The sequence below is a fragment of the Acinetobacter sp. ACIN00229 genome, from assembly GCF_016106645.1.
Lineage (GTDB): Bacteria > Pseudomonadota > Gammaproteobacteria > Pseudomonadales > Moraxellaceae > Acinetobacter > Acinetobacter oleivorans.
Genome location: NZ_JADWOM010000024.1, coordinates 22,715 through 48,941 on the forward strand (window position 1 = coordinate 22,715; position 26,227 = coordinate 48,941).

At 37.7% G+C, this 26,227-nt stretch carries 24 protein-coding genes and 2 pseudogenes; 11 read left to right on the plus strand and 15 right to left on the minus strand.

Annotated features, from left to right (window positions below):
- Positions 1-32: 32 nt before the first annotated feature.
- Positions 33-296, minus strand: a complete 264-nt coding sequence (locus I7H67_RS17585; protein ID WP_013199307.1) for a metal/formaldehyde-sensitive transcriptional repressor — start codon at positions 294-296, stop codon at positions 33-35.
- A gap of 57 nt (positions 297-353) precedes the next feature.
- Here I7H67_RS17585 and dmeF point away from each other — a divergent pair, with 57 nt between their 5' ends.
- Positions 354-1,334 carry a CDF family Co(II)/Ni(II) efflux transporter DmeF gene (gene dmeF / locus I7H67_RS17590; RefSeq protein WP_198308449.1) on the plus strand — a complete coding sequence of 327 codons (981 nt, stop codon included), beginning with the start codon at positions 354-356 and terminating at the stop codon, positions 1,332-1,334.
- Between the two features lie 95 nt (positions 1,335-1,429).
- Positions 1,430-2,128, plus strand: a complete 699-nt coding sequence (locus I7H67_RS17595) for a DsbC family protein (protein WP_151768081.1) — start codon at positions 1,430-1,432, stop codon at positions 2,126-2,128.
- A gap of 49 nt (positions 2,129-2,177) precedes the next feature.
- On the opposite strand, the gene I7H67_RS17600 is transcribed toward I7H67_RS17595, so the two are convergent.
- The 6 genes from I7H67_RS17600 to I7H67_RS17625 form a co-directional block, all read right to left on the minus strand.
- Positions 2,178-2,429 carry a GlsB/YeaQ/YmgE family stress response membrane protein gene (locus I7H67_RS17600; protein WP_000269732.1) on the minus strand — a complete coding sequence of 84 codons (252 nt, stop codon included), beginning with the start codon at positions 2,427-2,429 and terminating at the stop codon, positions 2,178-2,180.
- Between the two features lie 172 nt (positions 2,430-2,601).
- Complete coding sequence (gene hpt / locus I7H67_RS17605) at positions 2,602-3,129, minus strand: hypoxanthine phosphoribosyltransferase (RefSeq protein WP_004795560.1); 528 nt, start codon at positions 3,127-3,129, stop codon at positions 2,602-2,604.
- A gap of 216 nt (positions 3,130-3,345) precedes the next feature.
- Positions 3,346-4,668, minus strand: a complete 1,323-nt coding sequence (guaD, locus tag I7H67_RS17610; RefSeq protein ID WP_198308450.1) for a guanine deaminase — start codon at positions 4,666-4,668, stop codon at positions 3,346-3,348.
- A gap of 56 nt (positions 4,669-4,724) precedes the next feature.
- Positions 4,725-5,780, minus strand: a complete 1,056-nt coding sequence (locus tag I7H67_RS17615) for an aromatic ring-hydroxylating oxygenase subunit alpha (protein ID WP_151989444.1) — start codon at positions 5,778-5,780, stop codon at positions 4,725-4,727.
- A gap of 297 nt (positions 5,781-6,077) precedes the next feature.
- Positions 6,078-7,034: a TerC family protein gene (locus I7H67_RS17620; RefSeq protein WP_013199302.1), complete on the minus strand. Its 957-nt coding sequence runs from the start codon at positions 7,032-7,034 to the stop codon at positions 6,078-6,080.
- 320 nt (positions 7,035-7,354) lie between these two features.
- Complete coding sequence (locus tag I7H67_RS17625; protein ID WP_198308451.1) at positions 7,355-7,951, minus strand: phosphatase PAP2 family protein; 597 nt, start codon at positions 7,949-7,951, stop codon at positions 7,355-7,357.
- A 136-nt stretch (positions 7,952-8,087) separates the two neighbouring features.
- Between I7H67_RS17625 and I7H67_RS17630 the strand changes: the two genes are divergently transcribed.
- Positions 8,088-9,338, plus strand: coding sequence for a low temperature requirement protein A (locus I7H67_RS17630; RefSeq protein ID WP_198308452.1), 1,251 nt, complete (start codon positions 8,088-8,090; stop codon positions 9,336-9,338).
- A gap of 69 nt (positions 9,339-9,407) precedes the next feature.
- Here the strand turns inward: I7H67_RS17630 and mpl are convergent, their stop codons facing one another.
- Positions 9,408-10,781 carry a UDP-N-acetylmuramate:L-alanyl-gamma-D-glutamyl-meso-diaminopimelate ligase gene (gene mpl, locus I7H67_RS17635; RefSeq protein ID WP_198308453.1) on the minus strand — a complete coding sequence of 458 codons (1,374 nt, stop codon included), beginning with the start codon at positions 10,779-10,781 and terminating at the stop codon, positions 9,408-9,410.
- 240 nt (positions 10,782-11,021) lie between these two features.
- On the opposite strand from mpl, the gene I7H67_RS17640 reads away from it, so the two are divergent.
- The 4 genes from I7H67_RS17640 to I7H67_RS17655 all read left to right on the plus strand — a co-directional run bounded on the left by I7H67_RS17640 (position 11,022) and on the right by I7H67_RS17655 (position 15,312).
- Positions 11,022-11,384 (plus strand): DMT family protein, encoded by a 363-nt coding sequence (locus I7H67_RS17640; protein WP_014207671.1) that lies wholly within the window; start codon positions 11,022-11,024, stop codon positions 11,382-11,384.
- Between the two features lie 286 nt (positions 11,385-11,670).
- A complete protein-coding gene (purE, locus tag I7H67_RS17645; protein ID WP_002115451.1) occupies positions 11,671-12,186 on the plus strand; it encodes a 5-(carboxyamino)imidazole ribonucleotide mutase in 516 nt (171 codons plus the stop codon).
- Between the two features lie 9 nt (positions 12,187-12,195).
- Positions 12,196-13,317, plus strand: a complete 1,122-nt coding sequence (locus tag I7H67_RS17650) for a 5-(carboxyamino)imidazole ribonucleotide synthase (protein ID WP_004795549.1) — start codon at positions 12,196-12,198, stop codon at positions 13,315-13,317.
- A 702-nt stretch (positions 13,318-14,019) separates the two neighbouring features.
- On the plus strand, positions 14,020-15,312 hold the full coding sequence (locus I7H67_RS17655; RefSeq protein WP_013199296.1) for a lytic murein transglycosylase: 1,293 nt from the start codon (positions 14,020-14,022) through the stop codon (positions 15,310-15,312).
- 62 nt (positions 15,313-15,374) lie between these two features.
- Here I7H67_RS17655 and I7H67_RS17660 read toward each other — a convergent pair whose 3' ends face one another.
- From I7H67_RS17660 to I7H67_RS17685, 6 genes and pseudogenes are all read right to left on the minus strand, one after another.
- Positions 15,375-15,749: a hypothetical protein gene (locus I7H67_RS17660; RefSeq protein WP_003656007.1), complete on the minus strand. Its 375-nt coding sequence runs from the start codon at positions 15,747-15,749 to the stop codon at positions 15,375-15,377.
- 101 nt (positions 15,750-15,850) lie between these two features.
- A pseudogene (locus I7H67_RS17665) lies at positions 15,851-16,830 on the minus strand (M57 family metalloprotease).
- A 111-nt stretch (positions 16,831-16,941) separates the two neighbouring features.
- Positions 16,942-17,859 carry a matrixin family metalloprotease gene (locus I7H67_RS17670; protein ID WP_198308454.1) on the minus strand — a complete coding sequence of 306 codons (918 nt, stop codon included), beginning with the start codon at positions 17,857-17,859 and terminating at the stop codon, positions 16,942-16,944.
- Positions 17,860-18,189: 330 nt separating this feature from the next.
- Positions 18,190-20,130 carry a molecular chaperone DnaK gene (gene dnaK / locus I7H67_RS17675; protein WP_004795542.1) on the minus strand — a complete coding sequence of 647 codons (1,941 nt, stop codon included), beginning with the start codon at positions 20,128-20,130 and terminating at the stop codon, positions 18,190-18,192.
- 118 nt (positions 20,131-20,248) lie between these two features.
- On the minus strand, positions 20,249-20,803 hold the full coding sequence (gene grpE / locus I7H67_RS17680) for a nucleotide exchange factor GrpE (RefSeq protein WP_004795539.1): 555 nt from the start codon (positions 20,801-20,803) through the stop codon (positions 20,249-20,251).
- A gap of 127 nt (positions 20,804-20,930) precedes the next feature.
- A pseudogene (locus I7H67_RS17685) lies at positions 20,931-21,859 on the minus strand (LysR family transcriptional regulator).
- A 107-nt stretch (positions 21,860-21,966) separates the two neighbouring features.
- Here I7H67_RS17685 and I7H67_RS17690 point away from each other — a divergent pair.
- Entirely contained in the window at positions 21,967-22,833 is an 867-nt protein-coding gene (locus I7H67_RS17690; RefSeq protein ID WP_198308455.1) for an MBL fold metallo-hydrolase, read from the plus strand.
- A 392-nt stretch (positions 22,834-23,225) separates the two neighbouring features.
- Positions 23,226-23,456 carry a hypothetical protein gene (locus I7H67_RS17695; protein WP_000733015.1) on the plus strand — a complete coding sequence of 77 codons (231 nt, stop codon included), beginning with the start codon at positions 23,226-23,228 and terminating at the stop codon, positions 23,454-23,456.
- A 166-nt stretch (positions 23,457-23,622) separates the two neighbouring features.
- Here I7H67_RS17695 and I7H67_RS17700 read toward each other — a convergent pair whose 3' ends face one another.
- A complete protein-coding gene (locus tag I7H67_RS17700) occupies positions 23,623-23,991 on the minus strand; it encodes a hypothetical protein (RefSeq protein ID WP_005308431.1) in 369 nt (122 codons plus the stop codon).
- 211 nt (positions 23,992-24,202) lie between these two features.
- Between I7H67_RS17700 and I7H67_RS17705 the strand changes: the two genes are divergently transcribed.
- Both I7H67_RS17705 and I7H67_RS17710 read left to right on the plus strand, forming a co-directional pair.
- On the plus strand, positions 24,203-25,273 hold the full coding sequence (locus I7H67_RS17705; protein WP_198308456.1) for an alpha/beta hydrolase: 1,071 nt from the start codon (positions 24,203-24,205) through the stop codon (positions 25,271-25,273).
- A 157-nt stretch (positions 25,274-25,430) separates the two neighbouring features.
- Positions 25,431-25,982 carry a peptidylprolyl isomerase gene (locus I7H67_RS17710; protein ID WP_192835191.1) on the plus strand — a complete coding sequence of 184 codons (552 nt, stop codon included), beginning with the start codon at positions 25,431-25,433 and terminating at the stop codon, positions 25,980-25,982.
- Positions 25,983-26,227: the final 245 nt, after the last annotated feature.

Below are 26,227 nucleotides of genomic sequence, written 5' to 3' on the forward strand. Positions count from 1 at the left end.
GATGCACATGGCTGTGTCATTCAGTCACCTCGTTAACCGTATCTTTTTAGAACCTTTAAAAACTCATCTAACTCATTCTGATCAACTTGTGCTTCTTTGAGCACATGGTGATGTAAGTGTTGTTCCATCAATTCACTCATCAAACCGTTTATCGCACCTTTAATGGCAGCAACTTGTTGCAGTATTTCTATGCATGAAATATCAGGCTGTTCAACGGCATACTCAATACTATTAATTTGCCCTTTTAGTCGTTTTACACGATTAACTATTTTTTTATCCTGACCAATGTGACTCATCTGTGTTCTCTTGTATAATTCAATATACTGGTAGGGAGTATATTGGGTTTAAATTTTATGCAGGATTATAGTGTATCACGTCATCATCAACATCAGTTTGATGAAGGAAATCCACTTGCACAAAAACGTATTTTGATTGCAACGATTTTAACGGCATCCATGATGGTGTTAGAAATATTCGGTGGATGGTTTTTTAATTCGATGGCGCTTCTGGCTGATGGTTGGCATATGAGTTCACATATGTTGGCACTCGGTTTAGCCTATTTTGCTTATCGTGCAGCTCGTCATTATTCCAAAGATCATCGGTTTAGTTTTGGAACTTGGAAAATCGAGATTTTAGCGGGTTATAGCAGTGCAATTTTGCTGATGGTTGTCGCCATTTTTATGGCTTTTCAGTCGATACAACGCTTATTTAATCCAGTTGAGATTTTTTATAATGAAGCGATTCCTATTGCAATTTTAGGTTTGGTCATTAACTTGATTTGCGCATGGTTACTTCACGATGATGGGCACCATCACCATCACCATCACCATCACCATCACCATCACCATCACGAGCATGATCATGGGCATCATCACCACGATTTAAACCAAAAAGCTGCATTTTTACATGTAGTTGCAGATGCTGTGACCTCCGTTTTTGCAATTATTGCGCTTTGTGCGGGTAAATATTTCGGTTGGGATTTTTTAGATGCGTTTTTAGGGATTCTAGGTGCTATTTTGGTTGCAAAATGGTCTCTTGGGTTATTGAAAGAGACAGGAAAAACCCTTTTAGATGCAGAAATGGACCATCCTGTGGTTGAAGAAATTCGTGAAGTAATTGCTGAATTTCCTAAAAATATTGAAATTACGGATATTCATGTCTGGAAAGTCGCAAAAGGTAAGTTTTCTTGTATTTTAGCGCTCGAAACTGATGATATTTCTTTAATCGCAGATCAGATTCGTCAGGCTTTATCAATTCATGATGAAATTGTGCATATATCGGTAGAAATTAATACTCTAAAACCTGCTTATGTTCCACGTGAAACATTGGCATAAATGAGTGGAAGTTTGGTTATAACTCGGTAATCAGTTCTGTTTTCAAAAGCTGAACTGATTAAAATGATCTCCTCTCCTACCTGTGAGTTGGTTTTATGCTTAAAAAATTAGGAATATTGGCGTTATTTAGCTTAACTGCAAGTGTGAGTTTCGCTAATGTAGATACTGTTAGGGAAAATATTAAGAAACAATATCCTAATTTGAAAATTAGCAATATTCAGAAAACCGAAATGCCAGGGCTATATAGCGCTAATCTTGATCAACAAATCATTTATGTTGGCGAAGATGGGCAGCATATGCTTGTTGGTTCTATGATTCGTTTAAAAGACCAGAAAAACTTAACCAAAGATCTGGTGTTAGGACAGAACTCAATTGATTGGAAACAATTACCGTTAAAAGATGCGATTAAAACGGTTAAAGGTAATGGACAGCATGTTTTAGCCATATTTTCTGATCCAAACTGTCCTTATTGTAAGCAGCTCGAGCCTGAACTCGATAAGCTGAAAGATGTGACCATTTACACGTTCATCTATCCTTTAAAACCTCAGTCTATTGTTGTTTCTAGACAGGTTTGGTGTGCACCAAATCAATCCTATTCATGGAAAAAACTGATTCAGCAAGGTGTTAAACCAACAGTTGCAAGCTGTGCTAATCCAATTGACCGTAATTTAGAGCTTGGAAAGAAACTAGGTTTTAATGGTACCCCTACCTTAATTTTTGCAAATGGATTTAAACTGGTAGGCGCTCGATCTGCCGAAGAAATTCAGGCTGTGTGGAAAGAATTAGGTCTGTAAAATGAATTAAAAAAGCACCATCAGGTGCTTTTTTATTGCCTAAAAGTCATTAACTTTTTCGTGCAATTAAATTGTAAATAAAGAGAATAATGACTGCACCAATTACAGATGCGATAAAGCCCGCAGCTGAATTTTCTCCATAAAGGCCAAGTAAACGACCACCATAAGTGGCTAGAAGTGAACCTGCAATACCAATTAGGGTAGTTACGATGAAACCTGCTTTATCATCCCCTGGATGTAAGGCACGAGCGATTAAGCCAGCAAAGAAACCAACTACAATAGCGACAATGAGTGACCACATATTTGTTCTCCAGTTGTTTTTTTGATGAAGTTAATGATTTTGCTTCATATTCTATCGTGCGGCAGAGTCATCTATTTTGTCTGTAGCAGATTGCGATTTTTTGTGTCTTTTTTGTTCGAAGCTAAAGTTTTATATAAAAAATAGCACCTCGCGGTGCTATTTTTTTTGAAATTTATAAACCAATTTCGCCAATAAATGGTAAGTGGCGATATTTTTGATCGTAGTCTAATCCATAACCCACAATAAACTTGTCTTCAACTTCAAAACCTAAAAATTTCACTTCGAGATCAATTTCACGGCGAGATGGTTTACTCACTAACGTACACAATTGAATCGAATTTGGTTCGCGAGTTTGCAGCATTTCCATAACTTTGCTTAAGGTATTACCTGAGTCGATAATATCTTCAACGACCAGTACATCTTTACCGCGAATTTCACCATCAAGATCTTTTAAGATTTTAACATCTCGACTTGAAGTCGTACCGCCGCCGTAGCTAGACACTGTCATAAAGTCGAGTTCATGCGGTTTGGTAATCGTTCGGCACAAGTCTGCCATGAAAATAACAGAACCACGCAGTAGCCCAATCAGGACTAACTCTTTGTCGCTATTTGCATAGTGAGCGTTAATTTGCTCGCCGAGCTCTTTGACTTTTGCTTGAATTTCTTCGGTTGAAATCATGATGCTCATTGCAACAGTCATGTCAGATTCCTACAAGATATAAAAGAAAAATAAAAAAGGTGTTGACCTGCAACACCTCTAAAATCTGAGTTAATGGTAAAATTTTAAAGCAAAATGATGTTTCATGCACCCTTTGATGACTCTGAAGTTTTATCATTTTGAGCAATATGTCGATCCCGCTTTAATACAAGAGCACATATTCCAAATAATAACAAAAACTTAACGGCCCGATTTTTATTAGGCTGTTTCTTTTTGATAAGCACGGTTTCCATAAATATAAGTCGCCTCAATATTACGGTCATCACCTAAAGTGAATAATGCAAACAACGAATCTTCAACAGATTTAGATTTAGACTGGCGAAGTTGCTGTAGTGCAGTTGGCTTAAGGTTGAGTACCACAAAGTCTGCTTCTTTACCGATGTTGAAATTGCCTAACTTGTCCTGCAAATCAAGCGCTTTTGCTCCGCCTAACGTCGCGTGATAGAGCGCTTCATAAGCTGAAAGTTTATCGCCTTGTAACTGTTGAACCTTATAAGCCTCGTTAACAGTTTGAAGCAAACTAAACGATGTACCAGCACCGATATCTGTCCCTAAACCTACTTTCACTTGTTTTTCCCAAGTTTTTTTCAATGGGAATAAACCACTACCTAAGAACAGGTTTGAAGTTGGGCAAAATGCGATAGCCGACTGCGTATCATGCATACATTGCCATTCTTCATCTTCTAAGTGAACACAATGAGCAAAAACAGAACGTTTACCAGTTAGGCCATAATGTTGATAAACATCTAAATAGCCCGCTTGTTCTGGAAATAAAGATTTCACCCAAGCAATTTCATCTTTGTTTTCGCTTAAATGGGTATGTACATAAACATCTGGAAACTCTTGTTTTAACTGCCCTGCTCTTTCTAATTGTTCAGGTGTAGACGTTGGTGCGAAACGTGGTGTAATCGCATACAGAGCGCGGCCCTTGCCATGCCATTTTTCAATGAGTGCCTTGGTGTCACTGTAAGCCGTTTCTGGTGTGTCACAAAGCGCTTCAGGTGCATTACGGTCCATGAGTACCTTACCAGCGATTAAACGCATCTGAACGTTTTCTGCGGCTTCAAATAAGGCATCAACAGACTCGGGATGAACCGTACAGAAAACGAGGGCCGTGGTTGTACCGTGTTTTAAGAGTTCCTGAACAAAGAACTGGGCAATTTCATTTGCATATGCTTTGTCTTGAAACTGGATTTCAGTTGGAAATGTATAGGTATTGAGCCAGCTTAAAAGTTGTTCGCCGTAAGCTCCTACCATTTCGGTTTGTGGAAAGTGAATATGGGTATCAATAAAGCCAGGTACAATCAATTGTTCTGGGTAATGTTGAACCTCAACTCCAGTAGGAATATGCGCTTGAGCTTCTTCCCAGGCACCAAACCATTTGATTTTTCCATGTTCACTAATCAATACACCATCTTCTAAATAACGCACTTGATTTGGAATATCAGTTGGCTCAGAGACAGTTTGTTGAATATCTAAAAAACGACCACGCACAACGGTGGTATTTGCGATCAATGACATGGAAAGCCTTTATATTTTCACTTTTTTCGATTGATTGTACCCCACTTAGCCAAGATTTAAACGGTATAACGTTTACTTAGTCCCCATTCTGCCAAAATCCGTCGATAAGTCGTTGATGAACGGTCTGCTTCAAAATGTGCTTCCATCATTAAATCAAGCGGAAGGTCTTCTGGCTTTTGTGATTCGACCATGTCCTGGTCTTCAGCAAAAATTTGCGCATTAAATGCATATACCTTTTCTAAATCGCCAGTTTGGTCAAAGTTACGGGTGAGTGGAACAAATAAACGGGTCTTATTGCTTGAAACAGGACAACAGACATTTAAAATTTTTAAAACCCCACCTTCTGGAAAATCGACCGTAAGTACTGCTGAAAAAGGTGGATAGACATCGAAGGTGCGCTTCCACAAAAAGCCTACTGGTTCGAGATGTTTTAGTTCGTGTGGATAGTTACTGACATTGCTGATATAGACTGTTTTTAGGCCGTAGCTGGTGCGTTCAGTATGATATTTGGGTACAACAGGGTTCTCTCGATCCGCAAAGGCATTGTGATGTACCCATGCAAAATGTGCGACATCAATAAATCCTTCGAGTTGACGTCCGCTAGAACCGCCAATATCGACAAAAGGCGGTAAAATTGATTGATGTTCGGCATGCTCCCAAGTATCTAATACTGGAATATTGGCTTGAGTAACATCCCGACTGTGAATACTGGTCCAAATCAGGCCATATTGTTCAACAACTGGAAATTTGGTTAGAGAAAAACGATCAGAAATTTTGGTTAACTCAGGTTGAGCTGGTATTTGGGTACATTTCCCTTCGGTGTTATAGCGTAGACCATGATAGGGACACACAATTTCTTCACCATCTACCCACCCTTTGGTTAAAGGCACACCACGATGTGGGCAAATGTCTCGAACTAAGTGAATTTCGCCACTTTCTGTCTTATATAGGGCCATATTCACATCTAATAACGTCACTCTTTGTGGTGCAGTAGAGACATCTTGAATACGGGCAACCGGATACCAGTGAGTAGATAAAATTTCCCAATCTTTTGCTTCAAAACTGCTGTTACACGGCATTGCAAGGGGCGTTAAAGTTGGAATCGCATTCATGGCATCACTCCTTAAAAAAATCAGGGCTCTCGCGAGCCCTTAAAATCTAGGCTTTTTTCTTTTTAGGAAATGCAAAGAGCTTGCCAATATTGATTTTTAATGAAGAAAATAAGAGTAAAGTTATTAAAATACATAAAGTTATTTAATTGTATTTTTGAATTTTTGTTCTAATTTAGCTTTGAAAAGGAAATTTTATTATTCGTTATATACTTAAAATGCACTGATTGATCGCAAGCAAGACCCAATAAAAAAGCACTTTTAAAGTGCTTTTTTATGTAGATCCCTTTATAGGATGAATTAAGACTGCAATTGCTTTTTGTTGTGTCGTAAAGAGAGATAAGCGGTAATTGCCAACACTATTACGATAAAGCTTAAGGAGATCCAGATTGGCATGTGGAATACATCAAGCAACAACATTTTCGCGCCAATGAACAATAAGATGATGCCTAAACCATATGGTAAGTAATGCAGTTTAGAAGCAGCGCCAGCGAGTAAGAAGAACATTGCGCGTAAACCTAAAATTGCCATTAAGTTTGCTGTTAAAACAATAAACGGATCGCTGGTTACCGCGAAAATAGCAGGAATAGAGTCTACTGCGAAAATCACGTCTGAAGCTTCAACCAAAATCAAAACTAGAAATAACGGCGTTGCCCACAATAAACCATTTTGACGTACAAAGAATTTGTCACCTTCAAGCTGTGGCGTAATACGCATGTGCTTACGTAACCATTTTAGAGCTTTGATATCTTCAATATTGGTTTCTTCTTCTTGGCCCTTTAAGAATTTGAAGCCTGTATATACCAAGAATGCACCAAAGATATAAAGCACCCATGAAAACTCTTGAACAAACCATGCGCCAATAAAGATAAATAGAGTACGTAATACGATTGCGCCTAATACGCCGTATAGTAAAATTTTACGTTGTAGTGCAGCTGGAATAGCAAATGCCGCAAAAATCATTAACCAGACGAAAACGTTATCAATTGCGAGGGACTTTTCAAGTAAGTAACCTGCGAAGTATTCCATGGTTTTTTGATTTGCTAAGGTCACACCAGCCGTTTGCTGTAGATATAGCCATAAACCACCACCAAATAAAACCGCGACGCTTACCCACGCCACGCTCCAATATGCAGCTTGCTTAATTGAGACATCCTGACCTTGCTTTTGCTTAAAGCCTAAAAAGTCCACTAAAAGCATGACAATGACAATGCCAAAGAATGCTATGTACAGCCATAAATTGCCGATTGTTTCCATAAATCCTCCTCACATCCGGCAATTGGGCATAAAAAAACCTCGACCAGTTGCCAGATGAATTAAAACATCTGTATCAACATGATCAAGGTCTTGCCTACATCATGAATTTCACGATGCTCAGATACCGACTTTTTAATAAAAGTGTATTGACGATATCTGACACATAACATTGCTGTTATGTTTGGAGGAGGCTACTCCCCTTGTCAAACTAAATTCTGTTTTGGATAAAACATATCCAATTTCACATAGAATGGCAGATTTTTTTATATTACGCAACTGAACTTAATGTCGTGGTTTTAATATAAAAAAAGATCTACGGATTATTTAATCAAACCGCGGTCTAAAAGTGGTTTGCATATAATCTGGTAAAGGTGAATAAAGAATGCGGTCAAACTTGTACCGTAAGCATTCCAGAAGTAATAACCTGCTGTATTGACCAGAAGCGCAACAATAAAAGCCCCCAACATATCTAAAGGGAAATGCACACCTAAATAAATACGTGACCATGCCACCACAAATGATAAGAGTAAAAGAATGATTCCAATCATTTTGCGCTGAGCAAATAAATAAGACAGAGCAATGGTACTGAAAATCAGCATATGATTACTTGGAAAAGATGCTGTTGGCGCATGTTCAATAAAAGTGGTACCAACACCCATGACAAACGGTCTTGCGTGATGATAAAACAGAGAGATAACGTAACCTACTAAGAGGGATATGCAGGTTAAAAAGACAGATTTAATGACCCTACTTTTTAAATCTTGATCGCCATAGAACCATAAAAATGTAAGGATGAATAAAAGAATATAGAGGAGATCATTAGCAAAAAAGATAGCAAGACGAATGATAAATTGACTCGCATCCTGAGCCCCATTAATCACATGGAATAAGCTAAGGTTGAGTGTTTCTAAAGACATTCATATTCCAAACAAGAACAAAAAACGTGGGCTATGATAAAGAATTAAGCCTATTGTCTTGATAAAGAATTGTCACAAAAATGAAATATAGTTTATTGATGAGTAAAGATTAAACAGCAGGTCTAGATATTTTTTAATGCGTGTTCTGGGCGTTAATATTAAAGTGTTAACGTGTTGGCACTTTATTCGAGAACGTTATTTTATGACTACTCAAGAAAAACAGAAAAAATTAAGTTTGAGGCCTTTATCTCCAAGAGATCCAAAACAGCCGCATAGAGCAGCAACTCCCCTCGAATTATTGTTCGATTTAATTTTTGTGGTCGCGATTGCAACAGCAGGTCAGCAGTTACACCACGCGATTATTGAAAATCATCTCTGGCATGCACTGCCAAGCTACCTGATGGTATTTTTTGCGCTGTGGTGGGCATGGATGAATTTTTCGTGGTTTGCTTCAGCTTACGATAACGATGATGCATTGTATCGATGCCTTACCTTTGTACAGATTGTGGGGTCATTGGTGATGGCCGCCGGTATTCCTGATGTATTTCGTAGTCAGGATTTTGACATCATCATTATTGGTTATGTGATCATGCGCATGGCACTGGTTACCCAGTGGTTACGTGCAGCAAAATATGATCCAGAGCGGCGAATTACCGCTTACCGCTATGCGGTAGGTATTGTCTTGGTTCAGGTGGGTTGGCTCGTTGCTAATTTTGCGCACATACTTTCAGTTCCTTTATTTTTATTTCTGGTTGCGATGGAGTTATTTATTCCTATCTATGCAGAAAAATATTCACCAACGCCGTGGCATCCTCACCACATTGTAGAACGCTATGCGTTACTCACGATTATTGTTCTGGGTGAATCAATCGTCGGTAGTTTTAATGCCATACGTGATGCCTTAGCCGCTCAGTCAATGAATATCCCAGCCGTTTTCTTAATGATCGGTGGATTGATGTTGATGTTCGCAATGTGGTGGGCTTATTTTGACCGTAGTGAACAACATCATCATGTTAAAGGTGTACGCCCATTTGTTTGGGGATACGGCCATTATTTTGTTTTTGTCAGTATTGCTGCGGTAGGTGCAGCGCTTGCCGCCGCTGTGGATGTCACAACCCATCACGCGCATATTTCTGATTTATATATGGGAATAGTCGTTGCGGTGAGTGTGGTGCTCTATACCACCTGTATTTGGATACTTTACGAGTTCCAATGTTTATCTGGAATCACGAAATGGTTTTATCCGATCACCGCGCTCATTATTTTATGTATTCCGTTTATTTGTAATAACGTGGGATATAGCGTTTTTGCGATGGGCATTGTATATAGTTTACGTTTAATCGTTTCTAATAAATTTATGGCCAATATAGAGCCAGAAAAAGTTTAAAAATAATTGATATAAAAAACGGATTTCAATTTGAAACCCGTTTTTTTATTGAATCATCTAAAGCGGAAGTTAAGCAGCTTTCGCTTTTAATGCGCTCATGAGTTTTTGATGTAAGCCACCAAAGCCACCGTTAGACATAATCACCACAGCATCGCCCTCACCTGCTTCATTGACAATACGTTCAATAATTTCATCAAGAGAGCGGCTTACTTGAGCACGGTTAGAAGCAGCTGCAATCACGGGTTGTAAATCCCAATCTAAACCTTCTGGCTGGTACCAGATGACATCGTCTGCTAAGCGTGCTGAATGTGCCAAGCCATCTTTATGACTGCCCATACGCATTGTATTTGAACGTGGTTCAATAATGGCCCATAAACGGCGTTCACCTAAGCGTTTACGTGCGCCATCTAAAGTGGTGTCAATTGCTGTTGGGTGGTGAGCAAAGTCATCATAAACCTCAATACCATTCACTGTACCGAGTAACTCCATACGACGTTTTACACCGCCAAAGTTAGACAAAGCTTCACAAGCCGTTTCAAGTGCAACACCTACATGTTGAGCGGCTGCAATCGTTGCCAAAGCATTCGCTACGCTATGTTGCCCTGTCATGGTCCATTTAACTTCGCCAATGAGATTGCCATTTTCGAGTACTTTAAAATGGCTGCCATCAATTGAGATTAATTCGGCAGACAATGCAGCTTTTTCATTCGCTTCTAAACTTGTACGAATTACTGGTGTCCAGCAACCCATTTCCAGCACTTCATCAATATGAGTTTCAGTAATTGGCGCAATAATACGACCTTCACTTGGAATGGTACGTACAAGATGATGGAATTGCTTTTGAATCGCTGCTAGGTCATCAAAAATATCGGCATGGTCAAATTCAAGGTTGTTTAAAATCGCCGTTTTTGGGTGATAGTGAACAAACTTAGAACGTTTATCAAAGAAAGCAGAGTCATATTCATCAGCTTCAACGCAGAAGTATTTTCCACCGCCTAAACGAGCGCTTTCACTAAAACCAAGTGGAACACCACCAATTAAAAAGCCCGGATTTAAACCAGCCTGATCAAGTACCCAAGCCAGCATGGTGGTAGTCGTGGTTTTACCATGAGTACCTGCCACACCAAGCACATGTTTACCTTGTAAAACGTGATCGGCAAGGAACTGAGGACCAGAAATATATGGCAAACCTTCGTTAAGCATATATTCCACGGCATCAATACCACGTTTCATGGCATTTCCGACAATCACTAAATCTGGGTGAGGCTGTAAATGACTACGGTCGTAGCCTTGCATGAGGGTAATGCCTGCGTTTTCTAACTGGGTAGACATTGGGGGGTAAACGTTTGAATCGGAACCGGTTACCTTATGTCCTAAATCACGAGCTAAAAGTGCTAAAGAGCCCATAAAAGTGCCACAAATACCCAAGATATGCAGATGCATTGCTCGCCTTCTCCACTGCTTTTGTACACAATATTCGTATGAATGACTGTGTGTGCATTATTGATAAATTTGCCAGCAACGATAGCAAGGCTAAACTCGAAAAGATAGTCAAAAATCGTTGTTGTTCTATGTGTTTGAGGCCCTGAGAAAAGCACATCTTTATTTTTTCGATTTAAGCTGAATTACAGTTTTATCTTTTATAATGTTTTGTATCTTTAGAATACTTAAATCATCGTAAAGATGAAGGATGTGCCTTTGAGCCCAACGGTTTTAGCTTTTACGCTATTAATTATTTCTAACTGCTTTATGACACTTGCATGGTATGGGCATCTTAAATTTTTGCACCATGCTCCACTTTGGCAAGCGATTTTATTCGGTTGGATTATAGCTCTGCTTGAATATAGTTTTATGATTCCAGCAACTCGTATGTTGAGTGCGCAAGGCTGGTTACTCGGTGAAATGAAAATTACACAAGAAGTGGTCACATTGATTGTGTTCGTACCCTTTATGCTTTTCTTGTTTAAACAACCATTTAAACTGGATTATTTGTGGGCGATGGTATGTTTATTTGGCTGTGTCTACTTCGTATTTAGAAGCCAGTAAGTTGAAATAGCTTGCATTGAATGATTTATTCTACTTTGCAATAAGCAATTGCTCTTCCAAATGCCTGTTTATCTTGCAGGATGTTTAAATAATATTAATAAAATTTGAGAATGTGTCATTGTTAAACCATGACATTTTTTGATGATATTAAAAATATTCGCAGAGCTGGTCAGTTAAATTTTCGTGAGATGAAAAATCAGTCTATAATAATGGGCTTCCGAACCATTTAAAACTTGGCTATCGTCGAGATTTATCTTCTTTTACTTTTGTCTCTGGAACATTAGCAATGAATGCGGCCGCAGCACAAGACGCTCAACCTCTCGTTGGAATTATTATGGGTTCTCAATCTGATTGGGCAACTCTCGAAAACACAGCCAATATGCTGAAACAGCTTGGTGTCCCATTTGAAGCGGAAGTGGTATCTGCTCATCGTACTCCAGACCGTTTATTTGAATACGCAGAAACTGCGCGTGATCGCGGTATTCAAGTGATTATTGCTGGTGCAGGTGGTGCAGCGCATTTACCTGGAATGTGTGCCGCAAAAACTGATTTACCAGTTTTGGGTGTGCCAGTTAAATCATCAATTTTAAATGGCGTAGATTCTTTGCTTTCAATCGTACAAATGCCAGCTGGTATTGCAGTGGGTACTTTGGCAATTGGCCCAGCTGGTGCGACGAATGCTGCAATTATGGCAGCACAAATCTTAGGTTTAACTCGTCCTGAAATCGCAAAAAATGTTGCTGATTTCCGCGCTGCGCAAACTGATAAAGTTGCAAGCAAAAATATTCCGGGTCAGGTGTAAGAGGCTGAGATGGATAAAACTATCGGTATTTTTGGTGGTGGACAACTGGGCCGAATGATGGCTCAAGCAGCGTTACCATTAAATATTCAGTGTACTTTTTTTGAAGCAAATACAGATTGTCCAGCAGGTGTTTTAGGCCAAGTCTTTTCTAGCCAAGATGAGCAAGGCTTAAAGCAGTTTATTGAAAGTGCTGATGTTTTTAGTCTTGAGTTTGAAAATACGCCCGTTGAAGATGTGGATGTTTTAACACAAACCAAAGCATTGCACCCTCCCCGTGTTGCTTTAGCAACTGCGCAAAATCGTTTGTCAGAAAAAGCGTTGTTTGATGAGCTTACTATTCCTGTTGCGCCGTATCGTGCTGTAGATAGTCTAGAAAGCTTGAAAAAGGCTGTTGCTGAGCTTGGTTTACCGATTGTGCTTAAGACTGCAACTGGTGGATATGATGGTAAAGGTCAGTTTGTACTTCGTTCAGAAGACCAGATTGATACTGCTTGGGCTGAACTTGGTCCTGCAAAAAGTCTAGTTGCCGAAAGCTTTGTTAAATTCTCTCGCGAAGTTTCAATTATTGCGGTACGCGGCCAAAATGGTGAAGTAAAAACTTGGCCACTGGCTGAAAATCACCATCATAATGGCATTTTATCGCATTCAATTGTTCCAGCGCCGAATAGCGAAGCTTTGCAACCTGTGGCTCAAGACTACATTACTCGTTTGTTGAATCACCTCAACTATGTTGGTGTGTTAACTCTAGAGCTATTTGTCACAGAACAAGGCTTATGTGCAAATGAGATGGCACCGCGAGTGCATAACTCTGGTCATTGGTCCATTGAAGGTGCTGTTTGTTCTCAGTTTGAAAACCATATTCGAGCTGTTGCAGGTCTACCATTGGGTTCAACAGATGTTGTTCGCCCAACGGTTATGATCAATATTATTGGTCAGCATCCTAAAACTGAAGATGTACTTGCCTTAAATGGTGCTCATCTGCACCTTTATAATAAGTCTGAACGTGCTGGTCGTAAGTTAGGCCATATCACTTTAATGCCTGTGGATAGTAATGAATTGACGAATTTATGCCGTCAATTAGCAGAAATTTTGCCAGAACCACTCGCTTTAACAGCGGATATGACGCTCTAAAGCATTTCTAATTCTCTAAAAAGCGATCTTCGGATCGCTTTTTTTATCTTTTAAATTTAAAAAATAATAAATCCTGAGCAATTTCTTATTTGTGGATAACTTTTTGTGAAAATTTTTGAATTTAAATATTGATGGTATTTTTAAATTTAAAAAGTGAAGCTTGATTGTTTTGAATTTAAAGTTAGTTATCCACAAGAGCGTTTGATTTATAGTTGACGATAGATCTCATGGTTTTTGAATTCAAAAATTAATGGTGTTTGTTGAAGTGTTTTAAATTTAAAATAATGCGGTAAGTTTGAATTTAAATTATTGCGCGATTTTTGAATTTAAAAATATAGATTGTTTGGGTGATTGGATTTTTCGTGTCATCAAGAATAATGAAATATAGAATGGAATCAATAAATAGTGCTGTTTTTGCTTGATTGTGGATAAGTTTATCCACAGAAACGCCTGCGTTATAGTTTAAATTTAAAGTAAGACTTTTGAATTTAAACTATGCGCTATTGTTTTGAATTCAAAACTGGTGATGCACATCGGGGAAGTTTTAAATTTAAAATAAAGTGGGAAATTTGAATTTAAAACACTGAAAATGAATTTAAAGAAGAGATTATGAATTCAAATTTACGTTTTCTCTCTGAAATTTTAGACTCATAATGGTATGGTACTTAAAAATTTAAATTCAAAAATTGAAACTGGGATAATATGCGACGTTTTTCTTGTATTGTTGGCTCTGTATTTTTAGCAATGACTCAGGCTCAAGCAGAGCTCGTAATTAATGGTTCTACAATATCTAGCAATGCTACTGTTCCAGTAGTAACTAGCGAAGATTATACGCCTAATAATAATTTCCAAAGTTGTTTGGCAAATTTACGTTCTCAAGCAATTGCTGCGGGAGTCTCGGGAGCAACTTATGACCGTTATACTCAAAACTTAACTCCAGATTATTCAGTTATTGATAAATTAAACTATCAACCAGAATTTTCGACACCAATTTGGGATTATCTTTCTGGCTTAGTCGATGAAGAGCGTGTTGAGCTTGGAAAACAAAAACTGGCGCAACATCGCGATGTTTTAAATCGTGCTTCTCAAACTTACGGCGTGCCACCAGAAACAATCGTGGCAGTATGGGGTGTGGAAAGTAATTTTGGTGATATTTCTGGAAAATATCCTTTATTACAGGCACTAGGAACTTTAAGTTGTGAAGGTCGTCGACAAAGTTATTTCCGTACTGAATTTTTTGCCACCATGCGTATTTTACAGCGCGGTGACTTAACCGAAGATCAACTGAAAGGTTCTTGGGCTGGGGCGTTTGGACATACGCAATTTATGCCATCGACCTATGAGCGTTTAGCTGTTGATTTTGATGGAGATGGTCGTCGCGATTTAGTATCAAGTACTGCAGATGCATTAGCATCAACGGCTAATTTCTTAAATAAAGCTGGTTGGCAAACAGGAATGCCATGGGGTTTTGAAGTAAAAGTTCCTCAAGGCATGTCAATTGATGGAGAAGGGCGACGCTCAAAGAAAGCATTAAGTAGCTGGAGTGCACGAGGGGTAACTCGAATTGACGGCTCTCCACTTGTTCAAGGGCCTTTATCTGGCAGTACGTCGGCAGGTTTAATGGCACCGGCAGGTGTAAATGGTCCAGTATTTTTAGTATTTAAGAATTTTGATGCTATCTACAGTTATAATGCAGCGGAAAGTTATGGTCTTGCAATTGCCCATCTATCTGATCGTTTAAAAGGCGCTCGTCCTTTTGCAACATCTTGGCCAACTGATGATCCAGGAACTTCACGCGCTGAACGTCGTGAAATCCAACAGTTTTTGATTAATCGCGGCTACGATATTGGTGCAGTTGATGGTCTTATTGGGGATAAAACCCGTGTAGCTATTCGTCAGGAGCAAACTCGTTTAGGTTTAAATCCATCAGGACGAGCAGGGCAACAAATCTTACGCGCATTTCGCCAAGAACAAGCCCAAAAAATGATGCAATAAAATGAAGATATAAAAAAGGTCTGCATGTGCAGACCTTTTTTATAAGTATTTGTATTAGATTGCTAATCTAATTTTACCGCTTCCAAAATATCAAAAATAACTGAAGTGACATCTTGGCTTAAATCTCGATCATTAAAGATTTCATACGCAGTGATCGTAACATCTGTATCACTTGGTAATTGCTTCTGTTCTTCTTCAATTAAATGTTCAATCGGTAACAGAGTCTGTTTCACTTCAAGATGTAGAATATCTTTATATTCGATATTTTCATCTTCAAGCTCGATTTCATGCTCATTGAAAAAGGGAATTAAAATAGAATGAAGGTATGGTTTAATTTCAATAATATCAAACAGTTCAATATCACGTGTTTGTTCAATTGTGCTGATGTGATCATTTACTTCAATCAGGATATGATAGTAACTCATCTTGATCTCCATTCTATTTTAGTTAGCTCTTATGACCACAATAACATGACTTTGATATGAATTTCGATGTATCTACCTAGAAATAGATACATCATTTTATATCAAGTCCTTAATTATTGAGGTAAAGCACTTAATAGATCACGATCAGCATCTGTAAGACCAGTGACTTTTCTATCACCATCTTTACGTACTGAGTACATTAATGCATTTGGTTGATCGCTATGTTTTAAACCAAGCGCATGTCCTAACTCATGAGCAATTGTTAAACGTAAATCATCAATAGACTTAAACTCATAAATCACAATTTGCTTGCCATTATAGATACCTTTTTTAAAGACATCAGCTTGGGCATTTTGCTTAAATTGGGTCAATGAATTGTTGAACTCATTGTTAATTTGATTAAAGTGAGTAACTTTGACATTTAAATCTTTAGCTTGCTCATTATATGCAGCAATTTCTTTCTTTAAAGCAACAGTTTGTTTTTGCAAATCTTTCTGAGTTTTAGCCAAAGATTTAGCACTGTATTCAGGTGCTAATTTGCCTTGGTTAAGCTGCATCATTTGCTCGTCAAGATTTTTCAATTTGCCATTCAAAATCTGCTTCTTATTTTCAAGGTCAGATTGAGTTTGGCCAAGAGTTTGTTTCAATTGCTTAATTTGTTGCTGTTCATCAATTACACGTTGCTGTTCTTGCTGAAACTGAGCAGCAATTTTTTGACGCTGTTCAGAACGACTCTGGCTATTATCGTAAACTAAACGAATTTCTAACTTTGCATTTGGATCATAAGTAAAATAATCCTGTCCAGTACCTTGCTTCCAAATGTCCGCAGCTTGTTGGCTAATTTGAATTAATTGGTCTTGGCTTAAACCAAAACGTGGATCAATATCAGCAATTTTGTAAGTCAAATGTTGACCTGCTTTTTGCTGAATTTGAGTGTGAGCTGGAGTAGCAAGATTAGCATTAGCCTGAAAATTAGAAAAAGCAAAGGCTACGCCTAATAACAAAGATGTTAAACGCATAATTGAAGGGGGGAGATTTTAAAAAAACGTATTATAAGAATATAAAGTGAAAAATCAATCAAAAAACGTACGATTCAAATAAATAAATGAGACTTTAGTCTCATTATTTTTTACCAAATGCCAAATTATTTTTTAGAAAAAATTCATTTAGTTTGGTTTTATTTAGTTTTTTTAATTATTTAACTTTAATGATTTTCCTTAATTGAACTATAAATTGAGCCTAATAACTCTAAATCTGAATCTGTTAATTTGAAATTATGGATATCTTGCTCTTTTAATCGTGGATACATTAATGATTTAGGATCAGTAGTATGTTTTAGTCCTAATGCATGGCCAAACTCATGAGCAAGGGTTAAACGTAAATCATTTAAAGAAGCGTAACCGTAAATTTGAATTTGGTTTTGGCTGAATAAGCCTTTATGGAAGGGTTGAATACTGGCTTTTTGTTCAAGTTTGAATCGTGTTTTTAGAGAGCTTAAATCATTTTGCTCTTGATTGAGCTCCCTAATTTTTAGATTAAGTAGTTGAATTTTATAATTTAAACTATTTGATTCGTTTTGTAGATTTCCAGATTTTTGCTGGAGTTGATTTTGCTGCTCTTTTAGCTCATCAGCACGATAGTATTGATGTTCTCCTTGGTTAAAGCGTATTACGTCTTGTTGATATTGCTCAAACTCAGCTTTCAGATTGATCTTTCTTTTGTTTAAATCAGACGATAGCTGATCAATCTCTTGTTTATTTAAAACAATTTCTTCATTTTTAAGGCGCCATATTTCCTCCTTTTGCAAAAGTGCATTCAAATTTTCCTGTTGCTCGCTTTTCATGAGTTGATGATCATCATAAATTAAGTTAATTGCCAACTGAGCTTCTGAATCATAGATAAAATAGGTTTTTCCAGTCTCTTTGTACCAGATTTCAGCAGCTTGTTGGCTAACCTCAATAAATTTTTCTCGAGTTAATTGAAATCGTGGATCAATAAAAGCAATTCGATACTTTAAAGGTTGATTAGAGGAACCCATTGCTAGATTATTTTGAGCAAAGCTTGTCGTTTGAAAGCCTATGCATAAATATAAGCTCAATCCCCACCATAGAAATGTTTTCATGGCAAAATAAAAAATATAAATAAAATCTTATTGTTAGCTACTTAATTTAATTCGTCAAAATGATAAAAAGTACAGGAGAGTGGGAGAGCTTTGTGATCTTGGTAGAAAAATTTAAAAAGATGTTTTTAGACTTGGCAATAATGGAATAATTAATGTAATAAGTAACAATGTATTTTAGTTTAGAAAATCTTTTTTATAATGAATACATTAGTTTTTATAGTTGACCTTTTTGACATTAAATAATTTAAAAATATATGAAAAAACACATTGTTATTTTTTGTAACCAATAAAAAACCGCGCCTAAGCGCGGTTTTTTATTAAAGAAACAAATTATTTTTTGTCATCTTTAACTTCAGTGAACTCAGCATCTACAACGCCATCATCAGCTTTTTGTTGACCAGCATCGCCACCTTGGAATGCATTTGGATCAAAGCCTTCTGCGCCACCAGCTTGTTGCGCTTGTTCATAAGCACGTTGAGTGATAGGCATCAAGATGTTTTGTAAAGCTTCAGTTTTAGCTTTGATATCTTCTACATCATTTTCTTTTGTTGCTGCTTCAAGTTCAGAAACGGCAGTGCTTACAGCGGTTTTTTCATCTTCAGTAACTTTGTCACCAAGATCTTTAACAGCTTTGTTCGAGCTTGAAATTAATGCATCAGCTTCGTTACGAGCTTTTGCAAGTTCTTCAAACTTACGATCTTCTTCAGCATTCGCTTCTGCATCTTTAATCATTGCTTCGATTTCAGCATCCGACAAACCTGAGTTTGCTTTAATCTGGATCGATTGCTCTTTACCAGTGCTCTTATCTTTAGCAGATACTTTCAAGATACCATCAGCATTGATATCGAAAGATACTTCAATTTGTGGCACACCGCGTGGAGCAGGCGGAATGTCACCTAATTGGAAGTTACCCAACAATTTGTTTTGTTGAGCCATCTTACGTTCACCTTGGTAAACAGAAATGTCTACAGCAGGCTGGTTGTCAGCAGCAGTAGAGAACACTTGTGATTTCTTCGCAGGAATCGTCGTGTTTTTCTCAATGATTGGTGTTAATACACCACCCATTGTTTCAATACCTAAAGTTAATGGCGTTACGTCTAATAAAAGAACGTCAGTTTTGTCACCAGACAATACCGCACCTTGAATCGCAGCACCGATTGCAACTGCTTCGTCAGGGTTCACGTCTTTACGTGGCTCTTTACCAAAGAATTCTTGTACTTTTTGTTGTACAAGTGGCATACGAGACTGACCACCAACCAAGATTACGTCAGAGATGTCAGAAGTCGAAAGACCAGCATCTTTAAGCGCAATACGGCAAGGCTCAATTGTACGAGCAACTAAATCAGCAACTAAACCTTCAAGTTTTGCACGAGTTACGTTGATCACTAAGTGTTTAGGACCAGTTGCATCGGCAGTGATATATGGAAGGTTAATTTCAGTTGCATTTGATGAAGAAAGCTCAATTTTTGCTTTTTCAGCAGCTTCTTTCAAACGTTGTAACGCAAGTGGATCATTTTTCAAGTTCACACTTTGTTCTTTCTTAAATTCTTCAACCAAGAATTCAATTAACGCGTTATCAAAGTCTTCACCACCAAGGAAAGTATCACCGTTTGTTGATAACACTTCGATTTGTTGGTCGCCATCAAGGTCTGCGATTTCAATGATTGATACGTCAAAAGTACCACCACCTAAGTCGTAAACTGCAACTTTACGGTCGCCTTCTTTTTTGTCCATACCGAACGCAAGTGCAGCAGCAGTTGGTTCGTTAATGATACGTTTAACGTCTAAGCCAGCGATTTTACCCGCATCTTTAGTTGCTTGACGTTGAGCATCGTTAAAGTAAGCAGGAACAGTAATAACTGCTTCTGTAACTGTTTCACCTAAATAGTCTTCTGCAGTTTTTTTCATCTTTTTCAAGATTTCAGCAGAGATCTGTTGAGGTGCTAATTTTTTGTCGTTTACTTCAACCCAAGCATCACCATTGTCAGCTTTGATGATTTTGTAAGGTACAAGACCAATATCTTTTTGCACCGCTTGATCTTCATAACGACGACCAATTAAACGCTTAATAGCGAATAATGTATTTTTCGGGTTAGTTACTGCCTGACGCTTAGCACTTTGACCTACTAAGATCTCACCATCTTTATAAGCGATGATCGATGGAGTTGTACGTGCGCCTTCAGCGTTTTCGATTACTTTTACTTTATCGCCTTCAAGTACAGCAACGCATGAGTTGGTAGTACCTAAGTCAATACCAATAATTTTTGCCATGTGACGTTTTCCTCAAAAATTCTTTTGCAATGTTTTTGCTTGTTATCCGATATGAGAGTGAATCTATTTTTTTCAAGCGTTTTAGCTAAAAAAAATCTAAAAACTCTCAAAAATTTACTTATTGACCAACCATAACCATAGCAGGGCGCAATAAGCGGCCATTTAACGTATAGCCTTTTTGTAAAACAGTACCGATTTCATTTGCTTTAGCATTAGGATCAATACCTACTGCTTGATGTAAATCTGCATTGAAACCATTTTTAGTATCAGCTTCTACAACGCCAAATTTTTCAAGCGCAGTTAACAGTGACTTTAAGGTTAATTTGATACCTTCAAGTACTGGTGTTTCTTCATCACCCGCTGCTTGAATTGCGCGCTCTAGATTGTCTACAGAATCAAGTAATTCTTTGGCAAATTTTTCAAGCACAGTTTCTTTATGCTTGTCAGACTCACGTTGAATACGCTCTACACTTTTTTGTGCTTCGTAAACAGCATTTGCTGTACGTGCCTTTTCAAGTTTCAGGCTTTCTTCTAATTTGGTGATTTGCGCTTGTAAAGATTCAACGGTAACGTCGTTTGCTTGCTCTACACCTTCAGCCTGAGTTTGCTCATTAGATTGCTCTGCTTGCTCGTGTTGAATGTCTTGAGCTTGCTCGTTTTGCTCATTAGCCATTGATGATCTCCGTTTAAATGGGTTTTTAAACATGTACAGTCCTTTTGGCATCAGCATTTACTGGGTAAAACCTGAACTGCCATGCATATGCTGTAATTCATTAATAGGGATGAAGTATGGGCATTGCCTAAAAATTCAAGCGTACACGGCAATTTAAAACTTTTAATTTTGCGGTTTTAAGTAAAAATCTAAATTTTCGATCATAAAAGCAATAAATTCCTGCGTTATTTTGGGTAAATGTTGTCTAGATGCATATACCACTGACAAACTTAATTCAGGAGCTGAAAAGTTTTTAAATAAAGGAACTAATCTTTTTTCTTTTAAATCTTTTTTAACTAATAGTGAAGGCAACATTGCCACACCTTGGGCATGTAAACACATATCATAAACAGCATTTACATCATTACTTTTAAAGGTCACGTTTAAAGGGTAATTCTGCGGTTGCTGCTCTTCATCAAAAAGTGTCCAAAATTGATGTTGGCTGTGGTGAGCTAAACATTCATGTTGAATAAGTTGCCTTGGATGGGAGAGGGGGCTGTGCTGTTTTAAATAATCAGGATGTGCACAGAAAACAGACTCGATTTGACAAACAGGCCGTGCAATTAAACCATCGGCAACTTTTTGCGTTATACGTAAAGCTAAATCGACCTGAGCATCAATTAAGTCCATCGTATTTTCAGTCAAATATACATCAAATTGAATATGTGGATGTTGCTGTTTAAATTGGCGAATACATTCTCCAACCCCTAATTGAAATAAAAACAAGCCACAGGTAAAGCGAATTGTACCGTTATGTTGTTCAGGTGCGGCTAGCTCTTGTAGAAGTTGCTGTTGTTGTAAAATATTTTCGCAGTAGAGGAGGGCTTTTTCACCTGCTGGTGTGAGTGATATTTTTCGTGTATTTCTTTGAAATAGTCGAGTCGAGAATGTGTGTTCAAGATGCTCAAGATAACGAGAAACCATCGCACGAGAATAATTCAGGTGTTCTGCGGCTTTGGTTAAATTGCCATGCTGAGCAATAGAAACAAAGACTTGTATGGCTTTTAATGTGTCCATATGCATTATCATTATTACAATATATGCAACAGTTTATCTTAATTTAGTGCATTTACCTTACAGGAATTGCAATTTAAAGTATTTCTCATGAAATTGGAGAATATATAATGAAATTTTTTAAATTAACTGCTTCAGCCCTAGCAACTGCCACAGCTTTGACAATGGCTTCCTCTGCTTTTGCACAAGATCTAAAAATCCAAAGTTTTCTGGCTAAACCCGAACATTTTGGTGTGACCTCTACTTTAATTGAAGGCGATAAAGAAGTTCTATTGGTTAATGCGCAATTCTCAAAATCTGAAGCATTACGTATTGCTGCCGACATTATTGATAGCGGTAAAACGCTCAAAACAATTTTTGTAAGCTATGGCGATCCAGACTATTACTTTGGTTTAGATGTATTTAAGCAATACTTCCCAAATGTACAAATCATTGCAACGCCGGAAACTGTTAAACATATTCAAGATACTCAAGCGCTCAAAGTGAAGTATTGGGGGCCACAAATGGGTGCAAATGCGCCTAGCCAAATTATTGTGCCTCAAGCTTATACTGCTAAAACTTTAAAGCTAGAGAATGAGTCAATCGAGATCAAAGGTAAGAAAGAACTCACTTATTTATGGATTCCTTCTTCTAAGGCAGTAGTAGGTGGTATTCCTGTATCTTCAGGTATTCATTTATGGATGGCAGATACACCAAAAGTTAAAGACCGTAATGAAGTAATTCAAACGCTAGAAAACATTAAATCACTACAACCTCAGACGGTTGTTCCTGCCCATATGGTTGAGGGAGCTCCACAAGGTTTGGATGCGGTTAACTTTTCGATCGACTATCTCAAGAGCTATGAGAAAGCCGTTAAAGTAAGTAAAAATGCGATTGAGCTAAGTCAACTCATGCAAAAACAATATCCAACATTAAAAAGTGTGGATAGCCTAGACCTGGGTGCAAAAGTTGTAAAAGGCGAGATGCAGTGGCCGTAATTTAAATCGAAATATCGTAAATTTTTAGAGAAGCCGTGGTCTAAACCCGGCTTTTTTTAATGGGAAGAGGAATTTTTAAGCAAAAAACCTCTGTAACATTCTACGCACCTTATATAGCGTTTCTATAAAGAGAATTTTTTTGAGTAGAGCAAAAGGCTCAGATAAAAATTAAAAATTGATAAAATTAAACAAAAGCTTAAGTTGCTAGTTTTATATAAAAGATAGAGCTAAGAGTAAGGAAGCTAATTTAATAAAAAATTGCACAATTTGTACTTCTATTACTACAAAAGACAACCAATGATACGCACGCCAGAAAAAAAAATTGTGAATTATAGGCAGCGCGAAGATGATCTTTGCATTTAAGTGTTTGTCGTAATGAAAGGAAAGCGATTATGAAAAAATTAGGTCTTATCTCTGTAGTACTTGCTGGTGTTGCTTTTACAGCTGTTGGTTGTGCATCTGAAGCTGGTTTAAACGCATCAGGTTCTGCTCAAACAAGTGCTAGCCCATCTGGCGTACAAGCTGGTGTAGGTGTTGATGCGGGCGTTTCTGGCCAAGCACAACCAGGTCAAGTTGATGCTGGCGCTTCTGGTTCTGTTTCAGGTTCTGCAACAGCTCAGTAATTCTTAGTGATAAGAATAGTTAAAAGATTATAGAGTCATATATTTAAGATGCCGATTTATGTATGAAGTGAGCTGCTACTCATTACTCTATAATTAAGAGAGTTTAGAATTCTCAAAAAAGCCCCAAAAGACGTAGCTTATTGGGGCTTTTTATATAGTAATGAATTTAATCATCATGACGAGAATCTCGACGATTATGATCACGATCTTCTACCCGTTTTTTATCCCACTCGTGGCGTCTTTTATCGTCATCCCAGCGTTTCTTATCCTCGTCATGGCGTCTTTTATCCCATTCATGACGATTTCGATCTTGTTCGCGAGCAACTCTTCGTTGTTGTTCATATATTCTTTGACGTTCTTCCCAGCGTCTTCGTTCCCAATCGTTATATCGACGTCCATCATTGCGATCATAGCGATTACTATCATGATCATGGTAACCATAACCACCACGATAAGAAGGGTCGTCCGTATAAGCCACACAGCCTACAGTTAAAAGACTGGTTGCTAATAAAGTAACAACTAGTTTTGTTGACATAATCGTACCTCTTTTTGTCTGTTAACAATAATTGGCAAAAAAGTCCTGTTTTAAGTGACAGATTTGTTAATGACATTTGCTTGAAATCAGATTAGCGTAATTTGGGTTTTACCTTTGTATCTTGATTACATGAGTTGTATGCGAATATAGTCAAATAACAACAGAATTCTGTAGAAAATATGAAGGATAAGAGGGATTCATGGAGATAGGCATGACAGCATTTAATCAAAAAATTCAAACATTGCTAGATAAGGGCCAAGGGCCTGCTGCTCGAGCTCTTGATAAGTTACCTCGATTAGCTCAAGAATCACTTACTAAAATTCTTGGATATTCTTACCAATATCCAGATCTCGACTCATTTACTAAATGTATGATGGCTGTACAAATTAAACAGGGTCGTATCGGTTTCATTGGTTCAGACCCAATTGAATCTAGAAGGCAGTTCGATACGCAAATGCTGGCTATACGCCACAAGTCAACAGAAATAGACTTAGTAGAAGATATTCGTTTACCTCTCCAAAGTGGAACCGTTTTTGCGAGACACTATCATCCAGCACCTAATAAAAAACTACCTCTTATTGTTTTCTATCATGGAGGAGGATTTGTTGTTGGTGGTTTAGATACTCATGATGAGGTTTGTCGTATATTGGCAAAATATGCAAAAGTACAAGTCCTCAGTATCGATTACCCTCTAGCGCCTGAGGTTTCTCCTCAGCATTTAATCCAATCTTGTGAAGATGCTTTAGCTTGGGTATATCAAAATCGTAGACAGTTAAAAATATTAAAAGGTCGAATTGCGGTAGCGGGGGATAGTGCTGGTGGAAACATTAGTACAGTCGTGGCTCAAAGATCAGTAAATAAACCTTATGCTCCTCAGGCCCAACTTCTTATTTATCCTGCCGTCGATTTCAAGAGTCGACATCCTTCCTTCTATGCATATAACGAAGGATTGGTTTTGACGGATAATGATATCAATAATGTCACTCAATATTATGCAACCGAGCATAACGTAGAACTAGATGATCCAATTATTTCTCCAACCTACGGCAATTTGAAGAAGAATCCTCCGGCTTTTGTGATTACTGCTGGGCATGATGTATTACATGATGAAGGGAAAATTTATAGTTATAAGCTACGCCAAAATGGTGTCAAAATGCATTATGAAGAATATTCAGATCAAACTCATGGTTTTATAAATTTGACGCCTATTTCCAAAAAAGCCAAACGGTACACCATTGAGTTCAGTAAAAACTTTAGAAAATTTTGGGATAAAAATAGCTAAATAAAAGTTTGGTCCATGTTTCACGTGGAACATGGACACATATACACATCCAAAATATTAGGCCTTAAATAAAAGATAATAAATACTCACTAGAATTCTTTTATATAGATGATTAAATTTAACCTCTATTAAGTTTTGCATTTTATTGTAGGAAGATATGAAAAAATTATTAATGCTATGTTGCTTAGGTCTAAGCAGTCATTCAGTTTGGGCTGACACTTTAGTTGAAATGCAAACAAATTTAGGCAACATAGAAATACAACTTTATGACGAGAAAGCCCCAATCAGCGTAAAGAATTTTAAAACCTATATAAAGTCGAACTTTTATAAAGATACGATCTTCCATCGCGTAATTCCTGGTTTCATGGTGCAGGGCGGTGGCCTGACTGCAAACATGCAGGAAAAGACAACCCGAGCACCAATCAAAAACGAAGCTGGAAATGGAATTGCTAACACCCGTGGAACTTTAGCAATGGCTCGTACTGCAAATCCTGACTCTGCTACTAGTCAATTCTTTATTAATGTCGCAGATAACAGTTTTCTAAATCGCTCGGCTGGTAACCCGGGTTATGCAGTTTTCGGAAAAGTAACTAAAGGAATGGATGTGGTTGACCGTATTGTAAAGGTACCTACAACCAATGATGGCATGCATCAGAACGTTCCTAAACAACCTATTAAGATAATAGAAGTGAAAATCAAAAAAGAATGAAAATAAATGATTTAAAATTTATTGTTTGTTATCAATGGTTTGATTAATTATTTTGGCTTTTTTGATTTTTGGTTGGGCAAAAAAGAGTCGGTCGAACACATATATTTAGAAAAGTGCTTGCGTACCAGTTTTTTTTCCCTATAATGCACTCATCCCGACGCGATACACGAGAATATCTTAGCTTACAGGGTTGAGATGAAAACTTGGTATTGCGTTGAATTCTGTCTCTGACGAAGAGCGGAAAA